This window comes from Streptomyces sp. WG5 (genome assembly GCF_049974565.1).
GTDB lineage: Bacteria > Actinomycetota > Actinomycetes > Streptomycetales > Streptomycetaceae > Streptomyces.
In genome coordinates this window covers 38,801-61,185 of record NZ_JBNGGC010000027.1, presented here as the reverse complement: position 1 = coordinate 61,185, position 22,385 = coordinate 38,801, and the positions used below count along the sequence as shown (strand labels likewise).

Below are 22,385 nucleotides of genomic sequence, written 5' to 3'. Positions count from 1 at the left end.
CACGGCATAAGGGGACGATCAGCCGTTCTTGCCGGGCGTCTGTGTCGGCTTGTCGCCCGTCTCGGCCGCCTTCTCGGCAGACTCCGCAGCCGTCCCGGCTGAGCCCTCAGCCACCGCTCCGGCGGAGCCCTCGGCCGTCTCGGCAGACCCCTCAGCCGCCTTCTCGGCCGGCGTGACGCCCGGCACGTCGTCCGGCGGCACCTCGGCCGATGCTCCGGCCGGCCTGCCGACCGCCCCGCCCGGCTCTCTGCCGGACTGCCTGTCGCGGCCCAGCACCTTGCCGACCCGCTCCCCCACACCCCAGGTGGTGACCCGCCAGAGCGCCTCCACCAGGATGTCGCGGCTCATCTTGGAGTCGCCGAATTCGCGCTCGACGAACGTGATCGGCACCTCGACGACGTGGTATCCCGCCTTGATCGCCCGGCGGGCGAGGTCGACCTGGAAGCAGTAGCCCTGCGAGGAGACCTCGTCCAGGCCGAGCCCCTCCAGGGTCTCCCGGCGGAAGGCGCGGTAGCCACCCGTGATGTCGCGCAGCGGCAGGTCGAGCGCGAGGCGGGAGTACATGCTGCCGCCGCGGGAGATGAACTCGCGGGACCTGGGCCAGTTCACCACCCGCCCGCCGGGCACCCAGCGGGAGCCGAGCACCAGGTCGGCGCCCTTGAGGGCGGTCAGCAGGCGGGGCAGTTCCTCGGGCTGGTGGGAGCCGTCGGCGTCCATCTCGATCAGTACGCCGTAGCCGTGCTCCAGGCCCCAGCGGAAGCCCGCGAGGTAGGCGGCGCCCAGGCCCTCCTTGCCCTTGCGGTGCAGGACCTGGACGTGGTCGTCCTCGGCGGCCAGTTCGTCGGCGAGCTTGCCGGTGCCGTCGGGGCTGTTGTCGTCGGCCACGAGAACGTGCGCCTGAGGGACCGCCTCGCGCACGCGCGCGACGATCGCCTTGATGTTCTCCGCCTCGTTGTAGGTCGGAACGATCACCAAGGCCGTGCCCAGGGGGCCGAACCGCCTCCCCCGCCCCGCTTCCGCGGGCGTCCCGTCGCCGTCGTTCACCGCTGCCCCTTCATGTCCGTACGCAGAGGACCACCATAATGGCCGCGGCCTGCGATGACGTGACAGGACGTTCGTATGGCGGTGTCATTTCCCCAGCACCGGGGTAGGGATGCGCGGTTAAGGACCGTTTCCGCTGCGGATGGGGGCCCGGCGCCCTTCGGGCCGACCTGGGGCCCGCTGGCTGCGGGTCGACCGAAAGCCGTTGTCTACTGAGCGCCCGGGCCCCACCCGGGTCACACCTCCCGACCGGCCGGAATGTTCCCTCGTCGCGTCGCGAGCGCTGAGCCTGGCTCCCAGTGACGGTGCGCCGGTACGGCACACCGTCCCTGACCCAGCGGCGCCGCGACGCGTGCGCGGAAGATTCCCCGGTCGGGCGTCCGGTGGTGGACCCGGCCGAACCTACCGGCCCCCCGCCGTCGCCTGTCAACAGTCGTTCGACCTGCGGCTTCCATGTCAACGCGCAGGTCAGAGCCCAGGACGTGCAGGTGGCAGACGGAAGAAGATCATCGCTCCGTCGGCCGTGGAGATCACTCGCCCGGCCGTACGAACACCGTCCGTCCGCCCACCACGGTGCGCAGGCAGACGGGCAGGTCCCGGCCCGGAGTCAGATCGGGCAGGCCGGGGGTGCCGGAGCGCGGGTCGGTGGACCAGCGCGCGACCCGGTCGTCGGGGGCCTGGACGACGAGCTCGCCGGTGCGCCACACGGCGTAGTCAGCGGGTGCGCCCGGCACCAGGACGCCCGCGTCGTCGCGTCCGATCGCCCGCCAGCCGCCGCGCGTGTGCGCGGTGAAGGCCGCGCGTACGGAGACCCGGTGCTCGGCCGTACGGTGGAAGGCCGCGGCCCGGACGGTACCCCACGGGTCGAGGGGCGTGACCGGGCTGTCGGAGCCGAAGGCGAGCGGGACGCCGGCCCGCAGCAGGGCCGCGAAGGGGTTGAGGGTGCGGGCCCGCTCGCCGCCCAGACGCTGGGCGTACATGCCGTCCTCGCCGCCCCACAGGGCGTCGAAGGCCGGCTGGACGGAGGCGGTCAGGCCCAGCTCGGCGAAGGCCGCGACGGTCTCGGGGGTGAGCATCTCGGCGTGCTCGACGCGGTGGCGGGCGGCGCGGAGCCGGGCGAGGCCGAGCTTGCCGGCGGCGGCGCGCACTCCCTCCACCACGGCCGTCACGGCGGCGTCGCCGATGGCGTGGAAGCCCGCCTGGAGGCCGGCCTCGGTGCAGGCGACGACGTGGGCGCCGACGGCGGCGGCGTCCAGGAACCCGGTGCCGGTGTGGCCTGCGTCGGCGTACGGCTGGTGCAGGCAGGCGGTGTGCGAGCCGAGGGAGCCGTCGACGAAGAGGTCGCCCGCGGCACCCACGGCGCCCAGTTCCCTCGCCTTGTCGACGTCCTGCTCGGCCCAGTAGCCGATCACTCGCGGGCCGCGCTCCTCGGCCGCGAGGCGCAGCAGGCCGGTGAGGTCGTCCTCGGAGGAGATCTCCGGGCCTGCGCACTCGTGAACGGTTCCGATGCCGAGGGAGGCCGCGTGCGCGAGGGCGGCGCGCTGGGCCTCGGCGCGCTGGGCGGGGGCGACGGCCCCGAGTGCGGCGGCGCGTGCGGCGTGGTGGGCGTCGGCGGTGAGCGGGCCGTCCGGCCGGCCGGCGCCCCGCGGGACCAGGTCGAGCAGGGCGGTGGTGACGACGGCCGAGTGGACGTCGATACGGCTGAGGTAGAGGGGCCGGCCGCCGGTGGCCTCGTCCAGTTCGGCGCGCGTCGGGGGCAGTCCGTCGGGCCAGCGGGAGGCGTCCCAGCCGTGGCCGAGGAGGACGCGGTCGTCCGGGCGGGCCGCGGCGAAGTCCCGTACGAGGGAGAGGGCCGCCTCGCGGGTGGGGGCGCCGGACAGGTCGAGGCCGGTGAGGGCGAGGCCCGTGGACGTGGTGTGCACGTGTGCGTCGGTGAACGCCGGGGTCACCAGGGCGCCGTCCAGGTCGATCACCTCGTCCACGCCGTCCGCGAAGGCGTCCGCGGCACCCTCGGAGCCGACCCAGGCGACCTGGCCGCGTTCGACGACCATCGCCGTCGCGAAGGGGTCGGCGGGACTGTGGACCTCGCCGCGGCGCAGCAGGACGGTCGTGGACGGGGTGGTGGACTCACTCATGAACACCAGTCTCGCCCCTTGCCCGGACCACACGGCAGCCGGGGGCGGCCGCGCCGGGCTTACGGGCGGCCCGTGGGCGCGCTCCCGACCCGGGCCTGCGCCCCCGGTGGCCGGCCGTGGCACCGCACGTCCCGACGTCCCGGGCCGCCCGGGTGCCCGGCCGCCGGTCAGATCCGCGGCGGCCGGGACTCGTACGGCGTCGACAGCACCACGGTGGTCCGGGTCGACACCCCGGCGAGGGAACGGACCCGGGCGAGCAGTTCCTCGAGCTCGTGCGGTGTGGACACGCGCACCTTGAGGATGTAGTTCTCGTCGCCGGCCACGCTGTGACAGGCTTCGATCTCGGGGACGACGGCCAAGCGGTCGGCGATGTCGTCGGGGGCGCTGGGATCGAACGGTTTCACCGAGATGAAAGCGGTCATCGGCAGTCCGACGGCTTCCGGGTCGACCACCGCGGCGTAACCGCGGATGACGCCACGCTGCTCCAGCCGCCGCACCCGCTGGTGCACGGCCGACGTGGACAGGCCCGTGGCCTTGCCCAGGTCTGTGTAGCTCATCCGCCCGTCCTTGACGAGCAGCTGCACGATCTGTCGGTCCAGCTCCTCCATGGCGCAAGAACCTACAGGGCGGTTGATCCCCTCGGATACCTGAGCAGTCCAGGTCATGCCCGGTTCGTGATGTGACGGGGAGCCGTCCGACGGCCGAGAGGGGACAAATCCGCCGCACGGGGCACCTGCGAACGGCATGTGACGAAGACCACATGCCTCGGACGGTCTCCGTGATGTTCTCGTGATTACCCCGGAGGGGGGACGGGAAGTGCTTGCTGTGGTCGAGGCCGCAGTGCCGTCACGACCCAGCCCGAGGGGGAGAACCCAATGCAGAGTCTTAAGCGCCCTGGACGTACCACGCCCAAGCGGCAGCAGCCGGTCGTCGAGCTCGTATCGGAGGGTGTCGAACCCGACGCCTTCGACGAGGAGGAACTCGACACCTACGACACCTTCGAGATGTACCGGGTGATCTGCCCGGACTGCACGCAGCCCATCGCCCTGCTGGCGGACGAGGAGGTGCTGCCGGAGCACGCGCTGTGCGCCTCGCCGTGGGACCCGTTCGGCCTCTCGGTCTGCGCGGGCACCGGCCGCAGGGCCACCGAGGCCCGCCCCGCGGACGAGTCGTTCCAGCCCCTCGAGCAGGACACCGCCCTGCTGTTGACGCTCCCCCGGGGCCTCGACTGGCGGACCCAGCCCTTCTCCCACGTCGGCGGGCCGGGCTCGCGCCCGATGCGTGTGCCGAGGATGCGGCGCGAGGCGGCCTGAACCGCCCCGGGCGCCCGCCGTCCGGGGGCGTGGCCCGAACCCGTCGACCAGCCGTGCCACGGCTCGCAGGCCGCCGTGGCGCGGGTCGGCGTGTGCTGTTCCGGGCATCGTGCGGGCCGGTACGGGTGACGCCGTGTCAGGCCCGGTTCGGCAACGGTGACCCGGTGGCGTGCGTCCGCGAACTCACTCTCGATTCCGCGGGCCGGTGTCCAGTCCGCCGTCGCCGCGTTGCCCGGGTATGACCCCCACGTACTCGGCGGCCGGGCGTCGGCCCGGCGTGTTCGTCCCGGTGCCCGCGGGACCGGTTCCGCAAGTCCCGGACCCGCCGATCTACCGTGAGCTGATGCGGGCCTGGGCCGACCGCGGCCGCACCCTGCCCGGGCGCCACGACCCGGAGTGGGTCAGGCTCGCGGCGCCTCCGCGCGGGCAGGAGGACTTCTTCGCCACCGGCGACTTCCGCGTCACCGGCGGCTCCGGCGACTTCAGCGCCCCTCGGGCCCCGCGAGGTGACGGGCGATGACCATCCGCTGGATCTGGTTGGTGCCCTCGACGATCTGCAGCACCTTGGCCTCGCGCATGTACCGCTCCGCCGGGAAGTCCGCGGTGTAGCCGTAGCCGCCGAGGATCTGCACGGCGTCGGTGGTGACCCGCATCGCCGTGTCGGTGCAGTGCAGTTTGGCCATCGCGGCCTGTTTGGCGAACGGCAGGCCGGCGTCGCGCAGCCGTGCCGCCGTCAGGTACAGCGCGCGGCCGGCCTCGATCTGGGTCGCCATGTCGGCGAGCATGAAGCGCAGCCCCTGGAAGTCGGAGACCGGCCTGCCGAACTGCCGCCGCTCGCCCGAGTAGGACACCGCCTCGTCCAGCGCCGCCTGGGCCACGCCGATCGCGCAGGCGGCGATGCCGAGCCGCCCGGAGTCGAGCGCGGACAGCGCGATCGCGAAGCCCTGGCCTTCCTCGCCCAGACGCCGGGCGTCGGAGACCCGCACGCCGTCGAGGTGGACCTGTGCGGTGGGTGAGCCCTTGAGGCCCATCTTCTTCTCCGGCACCGCGGCGCTCAGCCCTTCGGCGTCGCCGGGGACCAGGAAGGCGGTGATCCCCCGCGGGCCGTCCTCACCGGTACGCGCCATCACGGTGTAGAAGTCGGCGATGCCGCCGTGCGTGATCCACGCCTTGGTCCCGGTGAGCACCCAGTCCTCCCCGGTCCCTGCCCCGGCTCCGCTCGAGCGGGAGACGCCCCCGCCGTCCCGAACGGCCTTGGTGCGCAGGGACGCGGCGTCCGATCCCGAGGCGGGTTCGGAGAGGCAGTAGGCGCCGAGCAGGCCGCCGCCGAGCATCGCGGGCAGGTACTCGGCCTGCTGCTCCTTGGTGCCGTAGGCGGCGAGCGCGTAGGAGGCGAGCGTGTGCACGCTGACACCGAGACCGACGGTGAGCCGTGCCGCGGCGAGCTCTTCGAGGACCTGGAGGTACACCTCGTACGGCTGCTCGCCGCCGCCGTACTCGGCGTCGTAGGGCAGACCGAGCAGGCCGGAGTCGGAGAGCAGGGTGAAGACCTCGCGCGGGAACCTGCCGGCGTCCTCCTCCTCGGCCGCGCTCGGGGCGATCTCGCGCTGCGCGATGTCACGGACGAGCGAGATCAGATCCCGTGCCTCGTCCGTGGGCAGTTGCCGGTCCACCGGCTGCGGGGCGCGGTCGGGCATGGCGACGCTCTCCTCCCTGTCGGGCACATCGGCGGATGTGCGCCTTGGGTGGAGGCGGTTCCGCCGGGTCGTTCGGGCCTGGCCGATGCTCGCACTCCCGGGTCGCGGAAGCGGCTGACCAGCGGCTGTGCGCTGTGAGTATGCCCGATCGGAGGCATGGAGTCACCAGTTAACGACCGCTTACTTCGAGAAATGTTCCAGCCGGCACTCCCTGCCGGGAGCCGCACGGTGACACCGCGGACGACGAGCCGACCCGGTGCGCGGAAGCATGCGCGGGACGAAGGGGCCGAGGCCGGCTCGTCTCCTCCGCCGTCAGGCGTCCCGGCGGGCGGGAGCCGGGGCCGGGCACGCGGGGTCGAGCTCCTCGATGGCGCGCAGGGTGCCGCCGAGCGACTTCACCAGCAGGTCGCGCATGGTCTCGCGGGGCAGTTCGGGGCGGCCGATCCAGTCGAGGGTGGCGCCCTCGACGCCGCACACCCAGGAGAGCAGTCCCGTACGGGCCAGCGGTCCGACGTCGGAACGCCCGTACGCCCCTTCTGCGATGGTGACGACGATCGCCTGACGCACCCCGTCGCGGATGGCGTGCACCTCGGCGTCGAAGCCGACTCCGCCGCTGACGATCGTGCGATAGGCGGCCTGGTTGTGTTCGGCGTAGCGCAGATAGCCGTCGACGGCGCGGTGGACACGGTCCACCCGCGACAGCTCGCTGCCGCCCGCCGCGGTGGTGACGAGGTCGGCGACCGAGTCCTGGATGATCGCCAGGTAGTAGCCCCGCTTGGAACGGAAGTAGTAGTAGATCAGCCCTTTGGCGACCTGCGCCTGGCGGGCGATGTCATCCATCGAGAGAGCGTCGTACGACGTGTCGGCGAACAACCGCCGCCCGATGGTGATGAGTTCGGCGCGGCGGGTCAGTGAGCGCTCGGTGCCGCGCGCCCGGGGACGGGCGTCGGCACGCTGTTGACTGATATTCAATTTCGGCCCTGGTCTCCTGCGGGGGGCGGGACATCCGCAGTATGGCAGGCCGGGTCGTGGGGCAGGTCACACGAGTGTCACGTCACAGCAGCCCCAACTGGACCACGAACATCGCGACGACCACGACGAGGGTCCAGCCCATGACGTGCTCGAGGATCTTCGGACCGTCGTCCTTGGGGCCGCCGGTACGGACACGGGCGGCGGTGGCGGTGTGTGCGCTCATGGCCTCTCACTGATCTCGACTGCGTGGACTCCCCCGGCTCCCCTGGCGGTAGCCGCCCTGTCCACCTTGCCACCGCGCGTGGCTTTTGCGGCGGAGACGTCGGTCACAGCGGGCCGGTGGGCCACAGCGGACGGCCCCCGGCCGCGGTGGAGCGGTGCCGGGGGCCGTCGCCGGGTGCGGTGCGGTCAGCGCACGCCCACCGCGGCGAGGGCCTTGCGCTGGCGCGGGCTGGGGTGTGCCGGGAAGTACAGGTAGCAGACACCGCCGGTGCCGGAGGCGACCTTGCCACTGGCGTTGTACCGCTTGGTCCTGAGCCAGATGTTCTCCCACTCGCGCCGCTTGTAGACGCGGCGCACGGCCTCGTTGTCGTCCGAGGCCGGGTCGTTGGCGATCACGTCGCCGTCGGCGGTGAAGCCGATCACGGTCATCAGGTGGCCCGCGGTGCCGTAGCCCGCCCCGGTCAGCTCCTCCTCCAGGAAGGACTGGGACGTGATGGCCGGGATGCCCGCCGCGATCAGCGTCTCCAGGTCGGTGAGGGAGCCGAGGCGGGTGACCACACCCTGGAGGCCCTCGAAGGTGGCCGCGTAGGCGGCGTTGAAGGGCCAGTTGCCGCAGCCCTCGTACTGGTGGTCGTACGTGTACCGGGCCGCGTGGCAGACCTGCGGGTCGGCGTAGGAGGGGTCGACCCAGGCGAGCTGCTCCTCGGTGAGCCGGCCGCCCCAGTACTCGATGATCATCTGGGAGGAGGTGGGGCTGCACCAGGCCTCGCCGCCGTTGTCGTACTCGGGGTACTGGCCCTTGTGGATCTCCTGCGAGTAGCGCGGGACGCGCAGTTCCTGGGCGAGCCCCGGGGTGGAGGCCGGGACGGTGAAGCGGTCGGGCACGTCGGAGCCCATCGCGCCGAGCCGCCACACGGTGGGGGTGGCCTTCGTCCCGGGGCGGCGGTACAGGGTGAGCCGGAGCCGGTAGGAGGCCAGGCGCAGGCCGGTGGAGGCGTCGTCGATGGCGAAGGTGTCCGTCCAGACACTGCTCCGGCCGTCACCCTGGTCGTCGACCGAGGTCCGCTTGATGTCCTGGTCACCGGCCGCCCAGCGGCCCATCACGTACCAGGGGGTGTCCGTGCCGTCGGAGTAGGTGCCCTTGAGCTCGACCTGGAGCCAGGTGCCGCTCGGGGTGTGCGCGTTCCAGGAGGCGATGACCTCCGTCGAGGGCACGGCGAGCCGGTGGACGGGCGAGGTCCAGGTCGCGTACTCCCAGGTCCCGGCCCTGCCGGTGTGCGGGTCGGTGTAGTCGGTGGTGCCGGCCGCGACGCCGATCGCGACACCGGGCCGGGCGCCGGCGACGGGGCGGGCCCCCCGCGCGGTACCGCACCGCCAGTCGCGGAACGTGGTCCAGGCGTGGTGGTCGACCTGCCGGGCGGTCGCGCGGCCCGGCTCCGCGCCGGCGGCGCCCGTACCGGATGCCGCTTCGGCGGTGGCCGGGATCGCGCTGCCCGCCACGGCGGCCGCGACGGCGGCGGTCAGGACGGTTCTGCGGGACGGCTGTTCGGCTCTGCTCATGGGCGGGAGACCCCCAGGTGTCCGAGTCGGGCGGGTCCGTTGCACGGTCGTGCGCCAACTATGACCTCAGGCGCCCGCTCCTGCCAGCACTTCCCCGCACGCCGCGCCACGAATATTGGTGTCGACCAATGGCGTGGGCGGGGACCGGAACGGCGCGGCTAGAGTGCGGGGCGAACGCCGTCCGCCCCTTCGCGCCGCCCAGGACCCGCCATCAACGCCCTCGCAGCCCGGCTCCGCCGGCTTCCCCCCTCCTGCGGGCCCGTGCGCCTGATCGGCGTCGACGGGTACGCCGGCTCCGGAAAGTCCACGTTCGCCGGCCGGCTGGCCACCGAGCTGGACGGCGCACCGGTGCTGCACCTCGACGACATCGCCAGCCACGGCGAACTGTTCGACTGGACGGGGCGGCTGCTGAGCCAGGTGATCGAGCCCCTGCGGCGCGGCGACACCGCGTGGTACGCCCCCTACGACTGGCGGGCCCGGTCCTTCGGAGCGCCCCGCCCCCTGCCGCCGGCCCCGGTGGTCCTGCTGGAGGGGGTCGGCGCCGGCCGCGAGGCGCTGCGTCCGCACCTGGCCCAGCTGCTCTGGATGGAGCTCCCGCGCGAGGAGGCGTGGGCCCGCGGACGGGCGCGCGACGGAGCGGAGCAGCGGGCGTTCTGGGACGGGTGGATCCCGGCGGAGCGCCGGCACTTCGCCGACGACCCCTCGCGCCCCTACGCGCATCTTCTGGTGCGGCAGGGAGAGGAGGGATACGAGGTGCTCCCGGGACCCGCGGGAGCCGCCTCTTCCGCCCTCTTCCTCACGCAGGGTGACGGACCCTCCGCAATGTGCTGAACTCGTGAAGATCACTTCCGGACAGCCGGCCGGAGTGCCTCAACTCCGCTTGACCCGGGGGCCGTACAGGTCTTACGTTCTGAATGTGCGGCCGTGCGAAGCCGCCGACAGACGCGAAGCCCCCCGGTTGTTCCCCCGTGACCGGGGGCTTCGTTCTGCCCTGAGCGCGCTTTCCTGCTGCTCCGTGACGCGATCCGCTCACTTTCGGTGACCGTCCCGGGTGTGCCCCGCTGCCCCCACCTCGCGGAACAGCCCGTCCCGGCACCCTTCGGAGGACCGACCGCCGCGGGTACGATGCCCTCGGTGCGACCTACGGGCGGTTGCCGCGCGCACCTTGCAACTCCGGTCCACGGCAAAGCCGTTGACCGAGGCGGTCGGCGGGCGACGGCTCGCCGGCATACCGACGGGGGCACGGTACGTGGGGGACGGGATGGACTTCGGCGCGCGGGGCCCGCAGGCCCCGGCCGACCTCGCCTGGCTGCGCGGCGTGGACGCCTACACGATGGGGGCCTATCCGCAGGCGGAGGAGGAGTTCCGGGCCGCGGTACGCATCGATCCGGCGATGGCCGACGGCTGGCTGGGGCTGCACGCGCTGCGCGTCGACACCACCAACGCGCTGCTCAGGATGTTCCGGCACCGGGAGCGCTTCGGCGAGCAGCGCGCCCGCCACCGCCGTACGCTCAACTCCTGGTACTGGCTGGGCTGGTGGGTACAGCCGGTACTGGAGAGTCCTCGCGATCTGCTGCTGGCCCACGCCTCCCACTGGCTGGACGGCCGTCACGTCCCCGAACTCGACCGGGCGCTGGCCGGACTGCCGCCCGTGGACACCGACGCCCAGGTCCGTTTCCTGCACGCCTGCCGCGCCTACCTGGTCAAGGACTGGGAACAGCTGGTCCGGCACACCGACCCGCTGCTCGGCGATCCCCTGCTGGGCATCGAGGCCGGCCTGTTCAGCGGCATGGCCCGGGTACGCCTGGAGATGTACGGACAGGCCGAGCCGCTGCTGTCGGCGGCCCTCATGCGGTGCCGCAGCGAGCAGCCGCAGCGCAAGGAACTGCGGTACTGGCTGGCGCGGGCACACGAGGGAACGGGGCGCAGCGCCGCCGCGCTGCCGCTGTACCGGGCCGTGCACCGCGTCGACCCGGCCTTCATGGACACCTCGGCCCGGTTGGCGGCGATCGCCGAGAGCGACGGGTACGACGACTCCACCGACCTCGCGGGGCTCCAGCAGGCCGGTACGGGAGTGGACGGCCTGGACGGCGCCGCCGGACTCGACCCTCTGTTCGGCGCCGAGGAACGCGGCCTCAAGCTGTCCGCCCCCGAGCCCCCGCTGACCACCCCGCTGCCCTCACTGACCGGACCGTCGGTACGCGAGAGGGCGGGCAGGCCGGACCCGTCCCTGCCCACCGGGCCCACCGACCCCGCGTTACTGGAGGAGGCACTCGCCGAGCTGGAGCGCATGGTGGGCCTGGAGCCGGTCAAGCGGCAGGTCAAGGCCTTGTCCGCACAGCTGAACATGGCGCGGCTGCGGGCCGGTCAGGGCCTGCCGGTCCAGCCGCCCAAACGGCACTTCGTCTTCTCCGGCCCCTCCGGCACCGGCAAGACCACCGTGGCCCGCATCCTGGGCCGCGTCTTCTACGCCCTCGGTCTGCTCGGCGGCGACCACCTCGTGGAGGCGCAGCGGGCCGACCTGGTCGGCGAGTACCTGGGCCAGACCGCCGTGAAGGCCAACGAACTGATCGACTCCGCACTCGGCGGCGTCCTGTTCGTCGACGAGGCGTACTCCCTGTCCAACTCCGGGTACGGCAAGGGCGACGCGTACGGCGACGAGGCACTCCAGGTGCTGCTGAAGCGGGCCGAGGACAACCGCGACCACCTGGTGGTGATCCTGGCCGGCTACCCGGAGGGCATGGACCGGCTGCTGGCCGCCAACCCGGGGCTGTCCTCCCGCTTCACCACCCGGGTCGACTTCCCGTCGTACCGGCCGTTGGAACTGACCTCGATCGGTGAGGTCCTCGCGGCCGAGAACGGGGACGCGTGGGACGAGGAGGCGCGTGAGGAACTGCGCTCGATCGCCGGGCACGTGGTGGACCAGGGGTGGATCGACGAGCTGGGGAACGGGCGGTTCCTGCGGACGCTGTACGAGAAGAGCTGTGCGTACAGGGATCTGCGGTTGTCCGTGTGTCCCGGAGTGCTGACCCGGGACGATTTGGCGACGTTGCGGTTGCCGGATCTGATGCAGGCGTACGGCGAGGTGCTGTCGGGGAGGGGGCCGCAGGCCCCTCCGGGGCTGTGAGGCGCCGGCGTTCGGGACCGGCGCCCCAGAAGATCCGCGGACCGCGCCGACGGGTGGGCGCGGCCGGGGCTAGGTAGCCAGCGTCACCTCTCTGTGGGCCGGGTCCTTCACCTCGCCCACCAGCAGCTCCAGTACGTCCTCCAGGGCGACCAGTCCCAGCACCTTTCCGGACGCGTCCGTGATCTGGGCCAGGTGGGTCGCTGCCCGCCGCATCACGGTGAGGGCGTCGGAGAGCGGGAGTTCGGGGCGGAGCGTCGTCATCGGGCGCCAGAGGTGCTGCGGGACTGCCCGGTCGGAGTCCTCCAGGTCGAGGACGTCCTTGACGTGGAGGTACCCCATGAACGCCCCCTTCCCCACCGCGACCGGGAAGCGCGAGTACCCGGTGCGGGCCGTGAGCCCGACGACCTCGCCCGGCGTGACCGAGGGACTGACCGTGATCAGGGACTCGCGTCCGAGGAGTACGTCGGTGACCGGACGGGAGCCCAGTTCCAGGGCGTCCTCCAGGCGTTCCTGCTCCTCCGGGTCGAGCAGGCCCGCCTGACCGGCGTCCTCCACCAGCCGGTTGAGCTGCTCACTGGTGAAGACGGCCTCCACCTCGTCCTTGGGTTCGACGTGGAACAGCCGCAGAATGCCCTGGGCGCAGGCGCCGAGCGCGGCGGTGATCGGCCTGCAGAGGCGGGCGAAGGCGACCAGGCCGGGGCTCAGCCACAGCGCGGTCCTCTCGGGGGCGGCCATCGCGAGGTTCTTCGGGACCATCTCGCCGATGACGAGGTGGCAGAAGACCACGGCGGCCAGCGCGATCACGTAGCCGAGGGGGTGGATGACGCCGTGCGGCAGGTGGATCCACTCGAAGAACGGCTCCAGCAGACGGGCGACCGTCGGCTCGGCGACCGCGCCGAGCGTCAGCGAGCAGACGGTGATGCCGAACTGGGCCGCGGCCATCATCTGCGGAAGCCGTTCCAGTCCGTACAGCACCTGCCGGGACCGGGCGGTGCCGACCGGTTCGATCTGGCTGCGGCGCACCGAGACGAGCGCGAACTCGGCGCCGACGAAGAAGCCGTTGGCCAGCACGAGCAGTGCGGCGAAGAGGAGTTGCAGGACGCTCATCGGGCGGCCTCCGGCACGGGCGCCGTCCGCACCAGTCGTATCCGTTCGGCGCGGTAGTGGCCGACCTGCCGGACGGAGAGCCGCCAGCCGGGCAGTTCCGCCCGGTCACCGACGGCGGGGATGCGGCCGAGCAGGTCGGCGACGAGCCCGGCCACGGTCTCGTACGGCCCCTCGGGCGTCTGGAGGCCGATGTGCCGCAGGGCGTCGACGCGGCAGCTGCCGTCGACGTCCCAGGCGGGCCGGCCCTCCTCGGGCGGGGCGGGGGCCAGTTCGGGAAGGTCCAGGCCGTCGTGCTCGTCGCGGACCTCGCCGACGATCTCCTCGACGATGTCCTCCAGGGTGACGACGCCCGCCGTGCCGCCGTACTCGTCGACGACGACCGCGATGGGCTGCTCGCTGCGCAGGCGGGTGAGCAGCGGCCGGACGGGCAGCGTCTCGGGGACGAGCAGCGCCGGACGGGCGATCCGGCCGGCGGAGGTCCGCAGCCGGTCGTGCGCGGGGACCGCGAGGGCGTCCTTGAGGTGGACGATGCCGACGATCTCGTCGATCTTCTCCCGGTAGACGGGGAAGCGGGACAGGCCGGTGGCGCGGGTCAGGTTGACGACGTCCTGGGCGGTGGCCGAGGCATGCAGGGCGCTGACCTTCACGCGCGGGGTCATGACGTGCTGCGCGGTCAGTCCGCCCAGGGACAGGGTCCGCACGAAGAGCTCGGCGGTGTCCTGTTCCAGGGCGCCGGCCCGGGCGGAGTGCCGGGCCAGGGAGACCAGTTCGCCGGGGGTGCGGGCGGAGGCCAGCTCTTCGGTGGGTTCGATGCCGAGCGCGCGGACGAGGCGGTTGGCCACCGCGTTCAGCGCGGCGATCACCGGGTGGAACAGCCGGGCGAAGGCGTGCTGCGGGCCCGCGACGAAGCGCGCGACCTGCAGGGGCTTGGACACCGCCCAGTTCTTGGGCACGAGCTCGCCGATCACCATCTGCACCGCCGAGGCCAGCAGCATGCCCACGACGACACAGACACCGGGGACCGCGCCGTCGGGGATGCCGGTCGCCGTGAACGGGCCGTCCAGGAGCTGGGCGAGTGCCGGTTCGGCGAGCATGCCGACCACCAGGGAGGTGATGGTGATGCCGAGCTGGGTGCCGGAGAGCTGGAAGGACAGCTCCTTGAGGGACTCGACGACCCGGCGGGCACGCCGGTCGCCGTCGGCGGCGGCCCGCTCGGCGTCCGCCCGTTCGACGGTCACCAGACCGAACTCGGCGGCGACGAAGAACCCGTTGGCGAGAATCAGCAGGAACGCGGCTGCCAGGAGCAGCAGGGGGAGGGTCATGATGCCGCCGCCTGCGGGGTGTCGCGGCAGGGGGCGGCGCAGGTACTGCAGGACGGTCCGTCCATCGCCGGAGGGAGTCACTCCTCGGGTAGCGGGAACCCCCGCGCACCGGGCGGAGCGACAGGGGCGAGGACGCGACGGCCGCGTCCTCGTTCCCAGATTAATCACGACAAGGGTGCCCGCGGCAGGGTCGCCGCACCCGCGTCAGGAGCGGGGCGCCTCGGGGGCGGCGGCGGAACGGGCCTCGACGAGCGCGCGCAGAGCACGCGCGTCCTGGATGGCGCGCTGCCGGGCGATGCCCGGCTGGATCCCGAGCGCGGGGAGGCTGGTGCCGTCACTGAGGTCCAGGAAGGCCCAGGGGTCGCCCTGCCGGAGGTTGACCCGGAGAACCTCGGCCCAGGCGAGGCGCCGCTTGGTGGTGAGGTTGACGACGGTGACGCCCGCCTCGTCGGCGGTGACCCGGGGCCGGGCCAGCACGAGCAGGACCCCGGCGAGGAGGAGGGCCGTCAGCACGAAGCTGAGGCGCTCCCCCGTGCCGAGGCCGCCCAACAGCATCCCGACCGCCGAGATGGTCACGAACGTGCCGGCGGCGAGGACGGACAGGACCACCCGGGTGCGGCCCGGCCGGAAGGTCACGGGCAGTGCGGGCAGCTCCGGTGTGGCGTCCGGCGTGGTGTCGGGCATGGCGTCGCTCCGGGTCGTGCTCAGAGACGGCAGGCGTGGATGGCGGTGGTCAGGATGGCCCGCGCGCCGATCTCGTACAGATCGTCCATGATCCGCTGGGCCTCCTTGGCCGGGACCATCGCGCGGACGGCGACCCAGCCCTCGTTGTGCAGCGGGGAGACGGTCGGGGACTCCAGGCCGGGCGTGAGCGCGACGGCCTTCTCCAACTGCTCCACACGGCAGTCGTAGTCCATCATCACGTACGTCCGGGCCACCAGGACACCCTGGAGGCGGCGCAGGAACTGCTGCACCTTGGGCTCCTCCGCGTCCGCGCCGGAGCTGGGGGCACCCCCGGACGGAGTCTGGGGGAGGATCACGATGGCCTCGGACTTCATGATGGGCTCGCCGAAGACCTCCAGGCCCGCGTTGCGCAGGGAGGTCCCGGTCTCGACGACGTCCGCGATGACCTCGGCGACGCCGAGCTCGATGGCGGTCTCGACGGCGCCGTCGAGGTGGACGACGGAGGCGTCGACACCCCGGTCGGCCAGGTGCGCCGCGACGATGCCCTCGTAGGAGGTGGCCACGGTCCGGCCCTTGAGGTCCTCGATGCCGTTCGCGGTGCCCGGCTTGGCGGCGAAGCGGAAGGTGGAGCGGGCGAAGCCGAGCGGGAGGATCTCCTCGGCGTCGGCGCCGGAGTCGATCAGCAGGTCGCGGCCGGTGATGCCGATGTCGAGCTTGCCGGAGGAGACGTAGATCGCGATGTCGCGGGGGCGGAGGTAGAAGAACTCGACCTCGTTCGTCGGGTCGACGATCCGCAGTTCCTTGGACTCGCGGCGCTGCTGGTAGCCGGCCTCATGCAGCATCTCCCCCGCGGGGCCTGACAGGGAACCCTTGTTGGGGACGGCGATGCGCAGCATGAGATCGGCTTCCTTCGTGTGGAGGGGTGAGAAAACGGGTCTGGGTTTTACAGGTGGGCGTAGACGTCGTCCAGGGAGATCCCTCGGGCGACCATCATCACCTGGACGTGGTACAGCAGCTGGGAGATCTCCTCGGCCGCCGCCTCCTTGCCCTCGTACTCGGCGGCCATCCAGACCTCGGCGGCCTCCTCGACGACCTTCTTGCCGATGGCATGGACGCCCTTGTCGACCAGCTCGGCGGTGCGGGAGGTGGCGGGGTCGCCGTTCGCGGCCTTGTGCTGGAGCTCGGTGAAGAGCTCCTCGAAAGTCTTCTTGGACATGGTGGCGCCCACTTTACGCGTAGTGCCGGGCGGGCTAACGCCACGGTTCGGATACCGAGCGGAGCGTGGCCGCCGTGGCGACGGCCGCGGTCACCGCCTCGTGGCCCTTGTCCTCGCTGGAACCCTCGATGCCGGCCCGGTCCAGGGCCTGCTCCTCGGTGTCGCAGGTGAGCACGCCGAAGCCGATGGGGACGCCGGTGTCGACCGAGACCTGGGTGAGGCCCTGGGTCACTCCCTGGCACACGTAGTCGAAGTGGGGGGTGCCGCCGCGGATGACGACGCCGAGGGCGACGATCGCGTCGTAGCCGCGGCCCGCGAGGACCTTGGCGACCACCGGGAGCTCGAAACTGCCGGGGACCCGGAGCAGGGTCGGCTCGTCGATGCCCAGCTCGTGCAGGGCGCGCAGGGCGCCGTCCACGAGTCCGTCCATCACCTTGTCGTGCCACTGTGCCGCGATGACGGCGACCCGCAGGTCCCCCACGTTGCGTACGGACAGCTCCGGTGCACCCTTGCCGCTCACGTCTCTCCTCGGATTCCTTGCCTACTGGGCTAGCTGGGTTTGCTGGGTCTACTGCGTCTACTGGTTGCCGCAGGTGGACACGGGCGTCGTGTCCAGCCAGGGCAGGTCGTGTCCCATCCGGTCCCGCTTGGTGCGCAGGTAGCGGAGGTTGTGCTCGCCGGCCTGGACGGGCATCGGCTCGCGGCCGGTGACCTCGATGCCGTGCCGGACGAGGGCGTCGCTCTTGTCCGGGTTGTTGGTCATCAGGCGGACCGTGCGCACGCCGAGGTCGCCCAGGATCCGGGCGCCGGCGCCGTAGTCGCGGGCGTCGGCGGGCAGGCCGAGTTCCAGGTTGGCGTCGAGGGTGTCCCGGCCGCGCTCCTGCAGTTCGTAGGCGCGGAGCTTGGACATCAGGCCGATGCCGCGTCCCTCGTGGCCGCGCAGGTAGACGACCACGCCCCGGCCCTCGGCCTGGATGCGGTCCAGGGAGGCGTCCAGCTGGGGGCCGCAGTCGCAGCGCTGGGAGCCGAAGACGTCGCCGGTGAGGCACTCGGAGTGGATGCGGACCAGAACGCCGGTGCCGTCGCCGATCTCGCCGTGCACGAGGGCGACGTGTTCGACGCCGTCGACGGTGGAGCGGTAGCCGTACGCCGTGAACTCGCCGTGCCGGGTGGGCAGGTGGACCTCGGCCTCGCGGCGGACGGTGGGCTCGGCGCTGCGGCGGTAGGCGATCAGGTCCTCGATGGAGATGATCGTCAGGCCGTGCTTGCGGGCGAACGGGATCAGCTCGGGCAGGCGGAGCATGCGCCCGTCCTCACCGGCGATCTCGACGATGGCGCCGGCCGGGCGCAGGCCCGCGAGGCGGGCGAGGTCGACGGCGGCCTCGGTGTGGCCGTTGCGCACGAGCACGCCGCCGGAGCGGGCGCGCAGCGGGAAGATGTGGCCGGGCCGGACCAGGTCGGCGGGCTCGGCGGTGCCGCCGGCCAGGAGCTGGAGGGTGGTGGCCCGGTCGGAGGCGGAGATACCGGTGGTCACGCCGTGAGCGGCGGCGGCGTCGACGGAGACCGTGAACGCGGTCTTCATCGACTCGGTGTTGTCGCCGACCATCTGCGGGAGCTGGAGGCGGTCGAGTTCGTCGCCCTCCATGGGGGCGCAGATCAGGCCGCGGCACTCGCTCATCATGAAGGCGACGATCTCCTCGGTCGCCTTCTCGGCGGCGATGACGAGGTCGCCCTCGTTCTCGCGGTTCTCGTCGTCGACGACGACGACCGGGCGTCCGGCGGCGATGTCCGCGATCGCCTGCTCGACGGGGTCGAGGCCGAGGTCGTCGATGCCCTCGGTGCTGTAGAGGATCGGTGCCGTGCTCATGCCGGCGCTCCTTCCGGGACGGGCCGCGCCGCGGTGCGGGAGCGCAGCCACCAGTCGCGCAGGCCCCACAGGACGAGCGCGCCGTAGATGACGTAGACGAAGCCGGAGAAGGCGAAGCCGTTGGCGAAGTTCAGCGGGACGCCGACCAGGTCGACCAGCAGCCAGGCGAACCAGAACTCGACCATGCCGCGGGCCTGGGCGTACATGGCGACGACGGTGCCGACGAAGATGTACGCGTCCGGCCAGGGGTCCCAGGACAGGGTCGGGAAGGCGGTGAACAGGCCGCCGACCGCGAGGGTGCCGACGGCGGCCGCGGCGAGCAGGGCGCCGCGTTCGCGCCAGGTGGCGAACCGGACGGCGATGGAGCCGTCCTGGGTCTGCCGCCGGCCGCGGTTCCACTGCCAGAAGCCCCAGGCGGCGACGACCATGACGACGATCTGCTTGCCCGCGCTGCCGGAGAGGTGGGCGGTGGCGAAGGCCGTGAAGAGGACGAGCCCGGAGACGAACTGCACGGGCCAGGTCCAGATGGAGCGTCGCCAGCCGAGCGCGAGGCCGAGCAGACCGATGACGTTGCCGATCATGTCCGACCACTTGATGTGCTGGTCGAAGAGCGTGAACGCCTCGGAGTTGAGCCAGTTCACCGGGTGCCTCCCTGGGCGCCGAGCAGCCGCTCGACGTACTTGGCGATGACGTCCACCTCGAGGTTGACCGGGTCGCCGGGCTGCTTCCGGCCGAGCGTGGTCAGGGCGAGGGTGGTGGGGATGAGGCTGACGGTGAAGAAGTCGGGGCCGGCGTCGACGACGGTGAGGCTGATGCCGTCGACGGTGATGGAGCCCTTCTCCACGACGTACCGGGTGAGGTCGGCGGGGAGGGAGATCTTCACGAGCTCCCAGTGCTCGGAGGGCTTGCGCTCCAGGATCTCTCCGGTGCCGTCGACGTGGCCCTGCACGATGTGCCCGCCGAGTCGGGCGCCGACGGCGGTGGGGCGCTCCAGGTTGACGCGGGAGCCGGTGGTGAGGGCGCCGAGGCTGGAGCGGTTCAGGGTCTCGGCCATCACGTCCGCGGTGAACTCGTCACCCTCGTGGTCGACGACCGTGAGGCAGACACCGTTGACGGCGATGGAGTCGCCGTGCCGTGCCCCTTCGGTGACCACGGGGCCGCGCACGCGGAAGCGACAGGCGTCGTCGAGGGTCTCGACGGCGGTGATCTCGCCCAGCTCTTCGACGATTCCGGTGAACACTTCCCGGGTCCTCCTGCCTCTTCGGGCACGGACTCCGGGGCTGTCGAGAACGACAGAGATCGCGAACGAGGGCACCGGGAACGACGCCGGACGGGCCCACCCGTGACGGGCGGGCCCAGAGATCGGCGGCGCGCACGTGTGCTCGCCCGCGGCGCACTGCCTCCCATCCGGACTTTAACCGTCGGTCCAGGAATTTCACCTGGTCAACCGGTCGCTGGAGGCGACCGGGTCGCGGACTGTAACCGCCGGTTCGGACTTTCACCGACCCCGGAGTGCGCTGCTTCTGGTACACGGCCAGTGTGCCACGACTGATCCCGGTCCATGCGGACGCAGTGTGTGGAGTGGCTCACAGAGCGCTCGCTTCGGGGCCGCTCGCGCCGCGACCGCCCCCAACCGAGGTGCCGCCACCCCGCCTTGAGATTGGTCCATACCTATTGACTCACTGGTCTAGTCCTCTCTAGGGTCTGCGCAACTTCCGTGGAGAGGAACCGACTGTGCCTTCCCCGTCACGCTCCAGAACCCGCCACAGAGCGGGACCGGCCCTGTTCGCGGCGGCGGCCGCCGTCGCCGGCCTCCTGCTGGCCGGCCTGCCGGCGACCGCGTCGCAGGCCGCCGACCAGGAGACCTGTCGTCCCGACGGGCTCTACCGGACCCCGGGCGTCGATGTCCCCTACTGCTCGGCCTACGACTCGGCGGGCCGGGAGAAGATGGGCGCGGACCACCCGCGCCGGGTGATCGGCTACTTCACGGGCTGGCGCACCGGCAAGGACGGCAAGCCTGCGTACCTGGCCTCGGACATCCCGTGGAACAAGATCACACACATCAACTACGCCTTCGCCCACGTCGACGGCGGCAACAGGCTCTCCGTCGGCCCGGACAGCGCGACGAACCCGGCGACCGGCATGACGTGGCCGGGGGTCGAGGGCGCCGAGATGGACCCGGACCTCCCCTACAAGGGCCACTTCAACCAGCTGAACAAGTTCAAGAAGCAGCACCCGGACGTCAAGACGATGATCTCCGTGGGCGGCTGGGCCGAGACCGGCGGCTACTTCGCCGACGACGGCACCCGCGTGGACTCGGGCGGCTTCTACTCGATGGCCACCAACGCCGACGGCTCGGTCAACCAGGCCGGCATCGACACCTTCGCCGACTCGGCGGTCGACTTCGTGCGGAAGTACGGCTTCAACGGCGTCGACATCGACTACGAGTACCCGACGACGATGAAGGACGCGGGCAACCCGCTCGACTGGTCCTTCGCGAACGGCCGCCGGGCCGGGCTGGTCAAGGGCTACGCGGCCCTGATGAAGACGCTGCGCGAGAGGCTCGACCGCGCCGGCGCCGCGGACGGCAGGCACTACCTCCTCTCCGTCGCCGCGCCCTCCTCCGGCTACCTGCTGCGCGGCATGGAGACCTTCCAGGTCCAGAAGTACCTGGACTACGTCAACATCATGTCCTACGACCTGCACGGCGCCTGGAACGAGCACGTCGGCCCGAACGCCTCCCTCTTCGACGACGGCAAGGACTCCGAACTCGCCGCCGCCAACGTCTACGGAAGCGCCCAGTACGGCGGCATCGGCTACCTCAACACCGACTGGGCCTACCACTACTTCCGCGGCTCCATGCCGGCCGGCCGCATCAACATCGGCCTGCCGTACTACACCCGCGGCCACAAGAACGTCCAGGGCGGAACCGACGGCCTGTGGGGCAAGGCGTCCGCCTCCTCCTGCCCGGCGGGCTCCGGCCTGACCAAGTGCGGTGACGGCGCCGTCGGCATCGACAACCTCTGGCACGACCTCGACGCCAACGGCAAGGAGTCCCCGGCGGGCTCCAACCCGATGTGGCACGCCAAGAACCTCGAGAAGGGCATCGTCGGCGACTACGTCACCGACTACGGCTTCCCGGCGGACACGAAGCTGACGGGCACCTATGCCCGCGCCTACGACCCGACGCTGGTCGCGCCCTGGCTGTGGAACGCCGAGAAGAAGGTCTTCCTCTCCACCGAGGACGAGCAGTCGGTCGGGGCCAAGGCCGACTACGTGGTGGACCGCGGCATCGGCGGCACCATGATCTGGGAGCTGGCCGGCGACTACGGCTGGAACGCCGCCAAGGGCCAGTACGAGACGGGCGACACGCTCACCTCGCTGATGTACGACACGTTCAAGTCGGCCGCGCCGTACGGCGCGAAGAAGTCGAACGCGGACCTGCCGGCGGAGGCCGTGGACGTGGACGTGGAGTTCACGGACTTCAAGCTGGGCGACTCCAACTACCCGATCACGCCCAAGCTGCGGATCACGAACAACACGAAGACCGCGCTGCCGGGCGGTACGGAGTTCCAGTTCGACTACGCCACCTCGGCCCCGGGGAACGCCTCCGACCAGTCCGGTTTCGGCACCAAGGTCATCAGCAGCGACCACACGGGGGGCAACGTGGGCGGCCTGAAGGGTGACTTCCACCGGGTGTCGCTGAAGCTGCCGGCGTGGCAGTCGCTGGCGCCGGGCGCGACCGTCGACCTGTCGTTCAACTACTACCTGCCGGTGTCGACCCCGTCGAACTGGACGGTGACGATCGGCGGCAAGGCCTATGCCCTGGCCGGCGACCTCGCACGGGGCACGACCGTGGTGGACCCGGGAACGCAGACACCGACCCCCACGCCGACGCCCACGGGCACGGAGACTCCCGGCCCGAGCCCGAGCCCGACGGACGGCACCGGGCAGTGCGCGGCCCCGGCCTGGGAAGCGGCCACGGCGTACGGCGCCGGCGTCACGGTGTCCCACGAGGGGCGCTCGTGGAAGTCCAAGTGGTGGACGAAGGGCGAGGAGCCCGGCACCACCGGTGAGTGGGGTGTCTGGCAGGACCTCGGCGCCTGCTGACCCCGACGAGAC

The 22,385-nt window shown here is 72.0% G+C and carries 21 protein-coding genes and 1 riboswitch; of the genes, 5 read left to right on the top strand and 16 right to left on the bottom strand.

The genetic code is table 11. The features are described 5' to 3' along the window. Window positions 1-18: 18 nt before the first annotated feature. The 3 genes from ACP4IX_RS25770 to ACP4IX_RS25760 all read right to left on the bottom strand — a co-directional run bounded on the left by ACP4IX_RS25770 (window position 19) and on the right by ACP4IX_RS25760 (window position 3,784). A complete protein-coding gene (locus ACP4IX_RS25770; RefSeq protein WP_426556796.1) occupies window positions 19-1,044 on the bottom strand; it encodes a polyprenol monophosphomannose synthase in 1,026 nt (341 codons plus the stop codon). 527 nt (window positions 1,045-1,571) lie between these two features. Next, window positions 1,572-3,176 (bottom strand): amidohydrolase, encoded by a 1,605-nt coding sequence (locus ACP4IX_RS25765; protein ID WP_426523099.1) that lies wholly within the window; start codon window positions 3,174-3,176, stop codon window positions 1,572-1,574. Window positions 3,177-3,343: 167 nt separating this feature from the next. Further along, the gene (locus tag ACP4IX_RS25760) at window positions 3,344-3,784 is read right to left on the bottom strand and encodes an Lrp/AsnC family transcriptional regulator (protein ID WP_426523101.1); all 441 of its coding nucleotides are present in this window, start codon (window positions 3,782-3,784) and stop codon (window positions 3,344-3,346) included. A gap of 267 nt (window positions 3,785-4,051) precedes the next feature. Between ACP4IX_RS25760 and ACP4IX_RS25755 the strand changes: the two genes are divergently transcribed. Both ACP4IX_RS25755 and ACP4IX_RS25750 read left to right on the top strand, forming a co-directional pair. Next, window positions 4,052-4,489, top strand: coding sequence for a hypothetical protein (locus ACP4IX_RS25755; protein WP_426556794.1), 438 nt, complete (start codon window positions 4,052-4,054; stop codon window positions 4,487-4,489). 238 nt (window positions 4,490-4,727) lie between these two features. Next, window positions 4,728-5,009 carry a hypothetical protein gene (locus ACP4IX_RS25750; RefSeq protein ID WP_426523103.1) on the top strand — a complete coding sequence of 94 codons (282 nt, stop codon included), beginning with the start codon at window positions 4,728-4,730 and terminating at the stop codon, window positions 5,007-5,009. Here ACP4IX_RS25750 and ACP4IX_RS25745 read toward each other — a convergent pair. The 4 genes from ACP4IX_RS25745 to ACP4IX_RS25730 all read right to left on the bottom strand — a co-directional run bounded on the left by ACP4IX_RS25745 (window position 4,972) and on the right by ACP4IX_RS25730 (window position 8,940). Beyond that, on the bottom strand, window positions 4,972-6,186 hold the full coding sequence (locus ACP4IX_RS25745) for an acyl-CoA dehydrogenase family protein (protein WP_426523104.1): 1,215 nt from the start codon (window positions 6,184-6,186) through the stop codon (window positions 4,972-4,974). The two genes, ACP4IX_RS25750 and ACP4IX_RS25745, sit on opposite strands and share 38 nt — an antisense overlap. 312 nt (window positions 6,187-6,498) lie before the next feature. Next, window positions 6,499-7,158, bottom strand: coding sequence for a TetR/AcrR family transcriptional regulator (locus ACP4IX_RS25740; RefSeq protein ID WP_426523105.1), 660 nt, complete (start codon window positions 7,156-7,158; stop codon window positions 6,499-6,501). Between the two features lie 82 nt (window positions 7,159-7,240). Beyond that, a complete protein-coding gene (locus tag ACP4IX_RS25735) occupies window positions 7,241-7,381 on the bottom strand; it encodes an SCO1431 family membrane protein (protein WP_426556792.1) in 141 nt (46 codons plus the stop codon). Window positions 7,382-7,566: 185 nt separating this feature from the next. Beyond that, complete coding sequence (locus tag ACP4IX_RS25730) at window positions 7,567-8,940, bottom strand: peptidase C39 family protein (protein WP_426556790.1); 1,374 nt, start codon at window positions 8,938-8,940, stop codon at window positions 7,567-7,569. Window positions 8,941-9,150: 210 nt separating this feature from the next. On the opposite strand from ACP4IX_RS25730, the gene ACP4IX_RS25725 reads away from it, so the two are divergent. Both ACP4IX_RS25725 and ACP4IX_RS25720 read left to right on the top strand, forming a co-directional pair. Beyond that, entirely contained in the window at window positions 9,151-9,771 is a 621-nt protein-coding gene (locus ACP4IX_RS25725) for a uridine kinase family protein (RefSeq protein ID WP_426556848.1), read from the top strand. A 430-nt stretch (window positions 9,772-10,201) separates the two neighbouring features. Then, window positions 10,202-12,067 carry an AAA family ATPase gene (locus ACP4IX_RS25720; protein ID WP_426556789.1) on the top strand — a complete coding sequence of 622 codons (1,866 nt, stop codon included), beginning with the start codon at window positions 10,202-10,204 and terminating at the stop codon, window positions 12,065-12,067. A 69-nt stretch (window positions 12,068-12,136) separates the two neighbouring features. Here ACP4IX_RS25720 and ACP4IX_RS25715 read toward each other — a convergent pair whose 3' ends face one another. The 9 genes from ACP4IX_RS25715 to ACP4IX_RS25675 all read right to left on the bottom strand — a co-directional run bounded on the left by ACP4IX_RS25715 (window position 12,137) and on the right by ACP4IX_RS25675 (window position 19,503). Beyond that, window positions 12,137-13,174, bottom strand: coding sequence for a hemolysin family protein (locus tag ACP4IX_RS25715; RefSeq protein ID WP_426556787.1), 1,038 nt, complete (start codon window positions 13,172-13,174; stop codon window positions 12,137-12,139). Further along, window positions 13,171-14,496, bottom strand: a complete 1,326-nt coding sequence (locus tag ACP4IX_RS25710; RefSeq protein ID WP_426523108.1) for a hemolysin family protein — start codon at window positions 14,494-14,496, stop codon at window positions 13,171-13,173. The genes ACP4IX_RS25715 and ACP4IX_RS25710 overlap by 4 nt, the downstream gene beginning before the upstream one ends. Window positions 14,497-14,700: 204 nt before the next feature. After that, on the bottom strand, window positions 14,701-15,180 hold the full coding sequence (locus ACP4IX_RS25705; protein WP_426523109.1) for a PH domain-containing protein: 480 nt from the start codon (window positions 15,178-15,180) through the stop codon (window positions 14,701-14,703). Between the two features lie 20 nt (window positions 15,181-15,200). Next, window positions 15,201-16,076 carry an ATP phosphoribosyltransferase gene (hisG, locus tag ACP4IX_RS25700; protein ID WP_426556785.1) on the bottom strand — a complete coding sequence of 292 codons (876 nt, stop codon included), beginning with the start codon at window positions 16,074-16,076 and terminating at the stop codon, window positions 15,201-15,203. A gap of 47 nt (window positions 16,077-16,123) precedes the next feature. After that, window positions 16,124-16,396 (bottom strand): phosphoribosyl-ATP diphosphatase, encoded by a 273-nt coding sequence (locus ACP4IX_RS25695; protein ID WP_030951748.1) that lies wholly within the window; start codon window positions 16,394-16,396, stop codon window positions 16,124-16,126. Between the two features lie 34 nt (window positions 16,397-16,430). Next, window positions 16,431-16,916: a 6,7-dimethyl-8-ribityllumazine synthase gene (gene ribH, locus ACP4IX_RS25690; RefSeq protein WP_398132049.1), complete on the bottom strand. Its 486-nt coding sequence runs from the start codon at window positions 16,914-16,916 to the stop codon at window positions 16,431-16,433. 57 nt (window positions 16,917-16,973) lie between these two features. Then, a complete protein-coding gene (locus ACP4IX_RS25685; protein ID WP_426556783.1) occupies window positions 16,974-18,263 on the bottom strand; it encodes a bifunctional 3,4-dihydroxy-2-butanone-4-phosphate synthase/GTP cyclohydrolase II in 1,290 nt (429 codons plus the stop codon). Further along, on the bottom strand, window positions 18,260-18,904 hold the full coding sequence (locus ACP4IX_RS25680; RefSeq protein ID WP_426523112.1) for a nicotinamide mononucleotide transporter family protein: 645 nt from the start codon (window positions 18,902-18,904) through the stop codon (window positions 18,260-18,262). Before ACP4IX_RS25680 ends, ACP4IX_RS25685 begins: the two co-directional genes overlap by 4 nt. Continuing rightward, window positions 18,901-19,503 carry a riboflavin synthase gene (locus tag ACP4IX_RS25675; protein ID WP_426523113.1) on the bottom strand — a complete coding sequence of 201 codons (603 nt, stop codon included), beginning with the start codon at window positions 19,501-19,503 and terminating at the stop codon, window positions 18,901-18,903. The genes ACP4IX_RS25680 and ACP4IX_RS25675 overlap by 4 nt, the downstream gene beginning before the upstream one ends. Window positions 19,504-19,652: 149 nt before the next feature. Then, a riboswitch (FMN riboswitch) is annotated at window positions 19,653-19,783 on the bottom strand. A gap of 214 nt (window positions 19,784-19,997) precedes the next feature. Here ACP4IX_RS25675 and ACP4IX_RS25670 point away from each other — a divergent pair. Then, window positions 19,998-22,373: a chitinase C-terminal domain-containing protein gene (locus tag ACP4IX_RS25670; RefSeq protein WP_426556781.1), complete on the top strand. Its 2,376-nt coding sequence runs from the start codon at window positions 19,998-20,000 to the stop codon at window positions 22,371-22,373. Window positions 22,374-22,385: the final 12 nt, after the last annotated feature.

Bases quoted from the DNA above. Each gene is read 5' to 3' on its own strand.
- ACP4IX_RS25765 (WP_426523099.1), bottom strand. From the start codon at position 3,176: ATGAGTGAGTCCACCACCCCGTCCACGACCGTCCTGCTGCGCCGCGGC.
- ACP4IX_RS25760 (WP_426523101.1), bottom strand. From the start codon at position 3,784: ATGGAGGAGCTGGACCGACAGATCGTGCAGCTGCTCGTCAAGGACGGG.
- ACP4IX_RS25755 (WP_426556794.1), top strand. From the start codon at position 4,052: ATGCAGAGTCTTAAGCGCCCTGGACGTACCACGCCCAAGCGGCAGCAG.
- ACP4IX_RS25750 (WP_426523103.1), top strand. From the start codon at position 4,728: ATGACCCCCACGTACTCGGCGGCCGGGCGTCGGCCCGGCGTGTTCGTC.
- ACP4IX_RS25745 (WP_426523104.1), bottom strand. From the start codon at position 6,186: ATGCCCGACCGCGCCCCGCAGCCGGTGGACCGGCAACTGCCCACGGAC.
- ACP4IX_RS25735 (WP_426556792.1), bottom strand. From the start codon at position 7,381: ATGAGCGCACACACCGCCACCGCCGCCCGTGTCCGTACCGGCGGCCCC.
- ACP4IX_RS25730 (WP_426556790.1), bottom strand. From the start codon at position 8,940: ATGAGCAGAGCCGAACAGCCGTCCCGCAGAACCGTCCTGACCGCCGCC.
- ACP4IX_RS25720 (WP_426556789.1), top strand. From the start codon at position 10,202: ATGGACTTCGGCGCGCGGGGCCCGCAGGCCCCGGCCGACCTCGCCTGG.
- ACP4IX_RS25715 (WP_426556787.1), bottom strand. From the start codon at position 13,174: ATGAGCGTCCTGCAACTCCTCTTCGCCGCACTGCTCGTGCTGGCCAAC.
- ACP4IX_RS25710 (WP_426523108.1), bottom strand. From the start codon at position 14,496: ATGACCCTCCCCCTGCTGCTCCTGGCAGCCGCGTTCCTGCTGATTCTC.
- ACP4IX_RS25705 (WP_426523109.1), bottom strand. From the start codon at position 15,180: ATGCCCGACACCACGCCGGACGCCACACCGGAGCTGCCCGCACTGCCC.
- hisG (WP_426556785.1), bottom strand. From the start codon at position 16,076: ATGCTGCGCATCGCCGTCCCCAACAAGGGTTCCCTGTCAGGCCCCGCG.
- ACP4IX_RS25695 (WP_030951748.1), bottom strand. From the start codon at position 16,396: ATGTCCAAGAAGACTTTCGAGGAGCTCTTCACCGAGCTCCAGCACAAG.
- ACP4IX_RS25685 (WP_426556783.1), bottom strand. From the start codon at position 18,263: ATGAGCACGGCACCGATCCTCTACAGCACCGAGGGCATCGACGACCTC.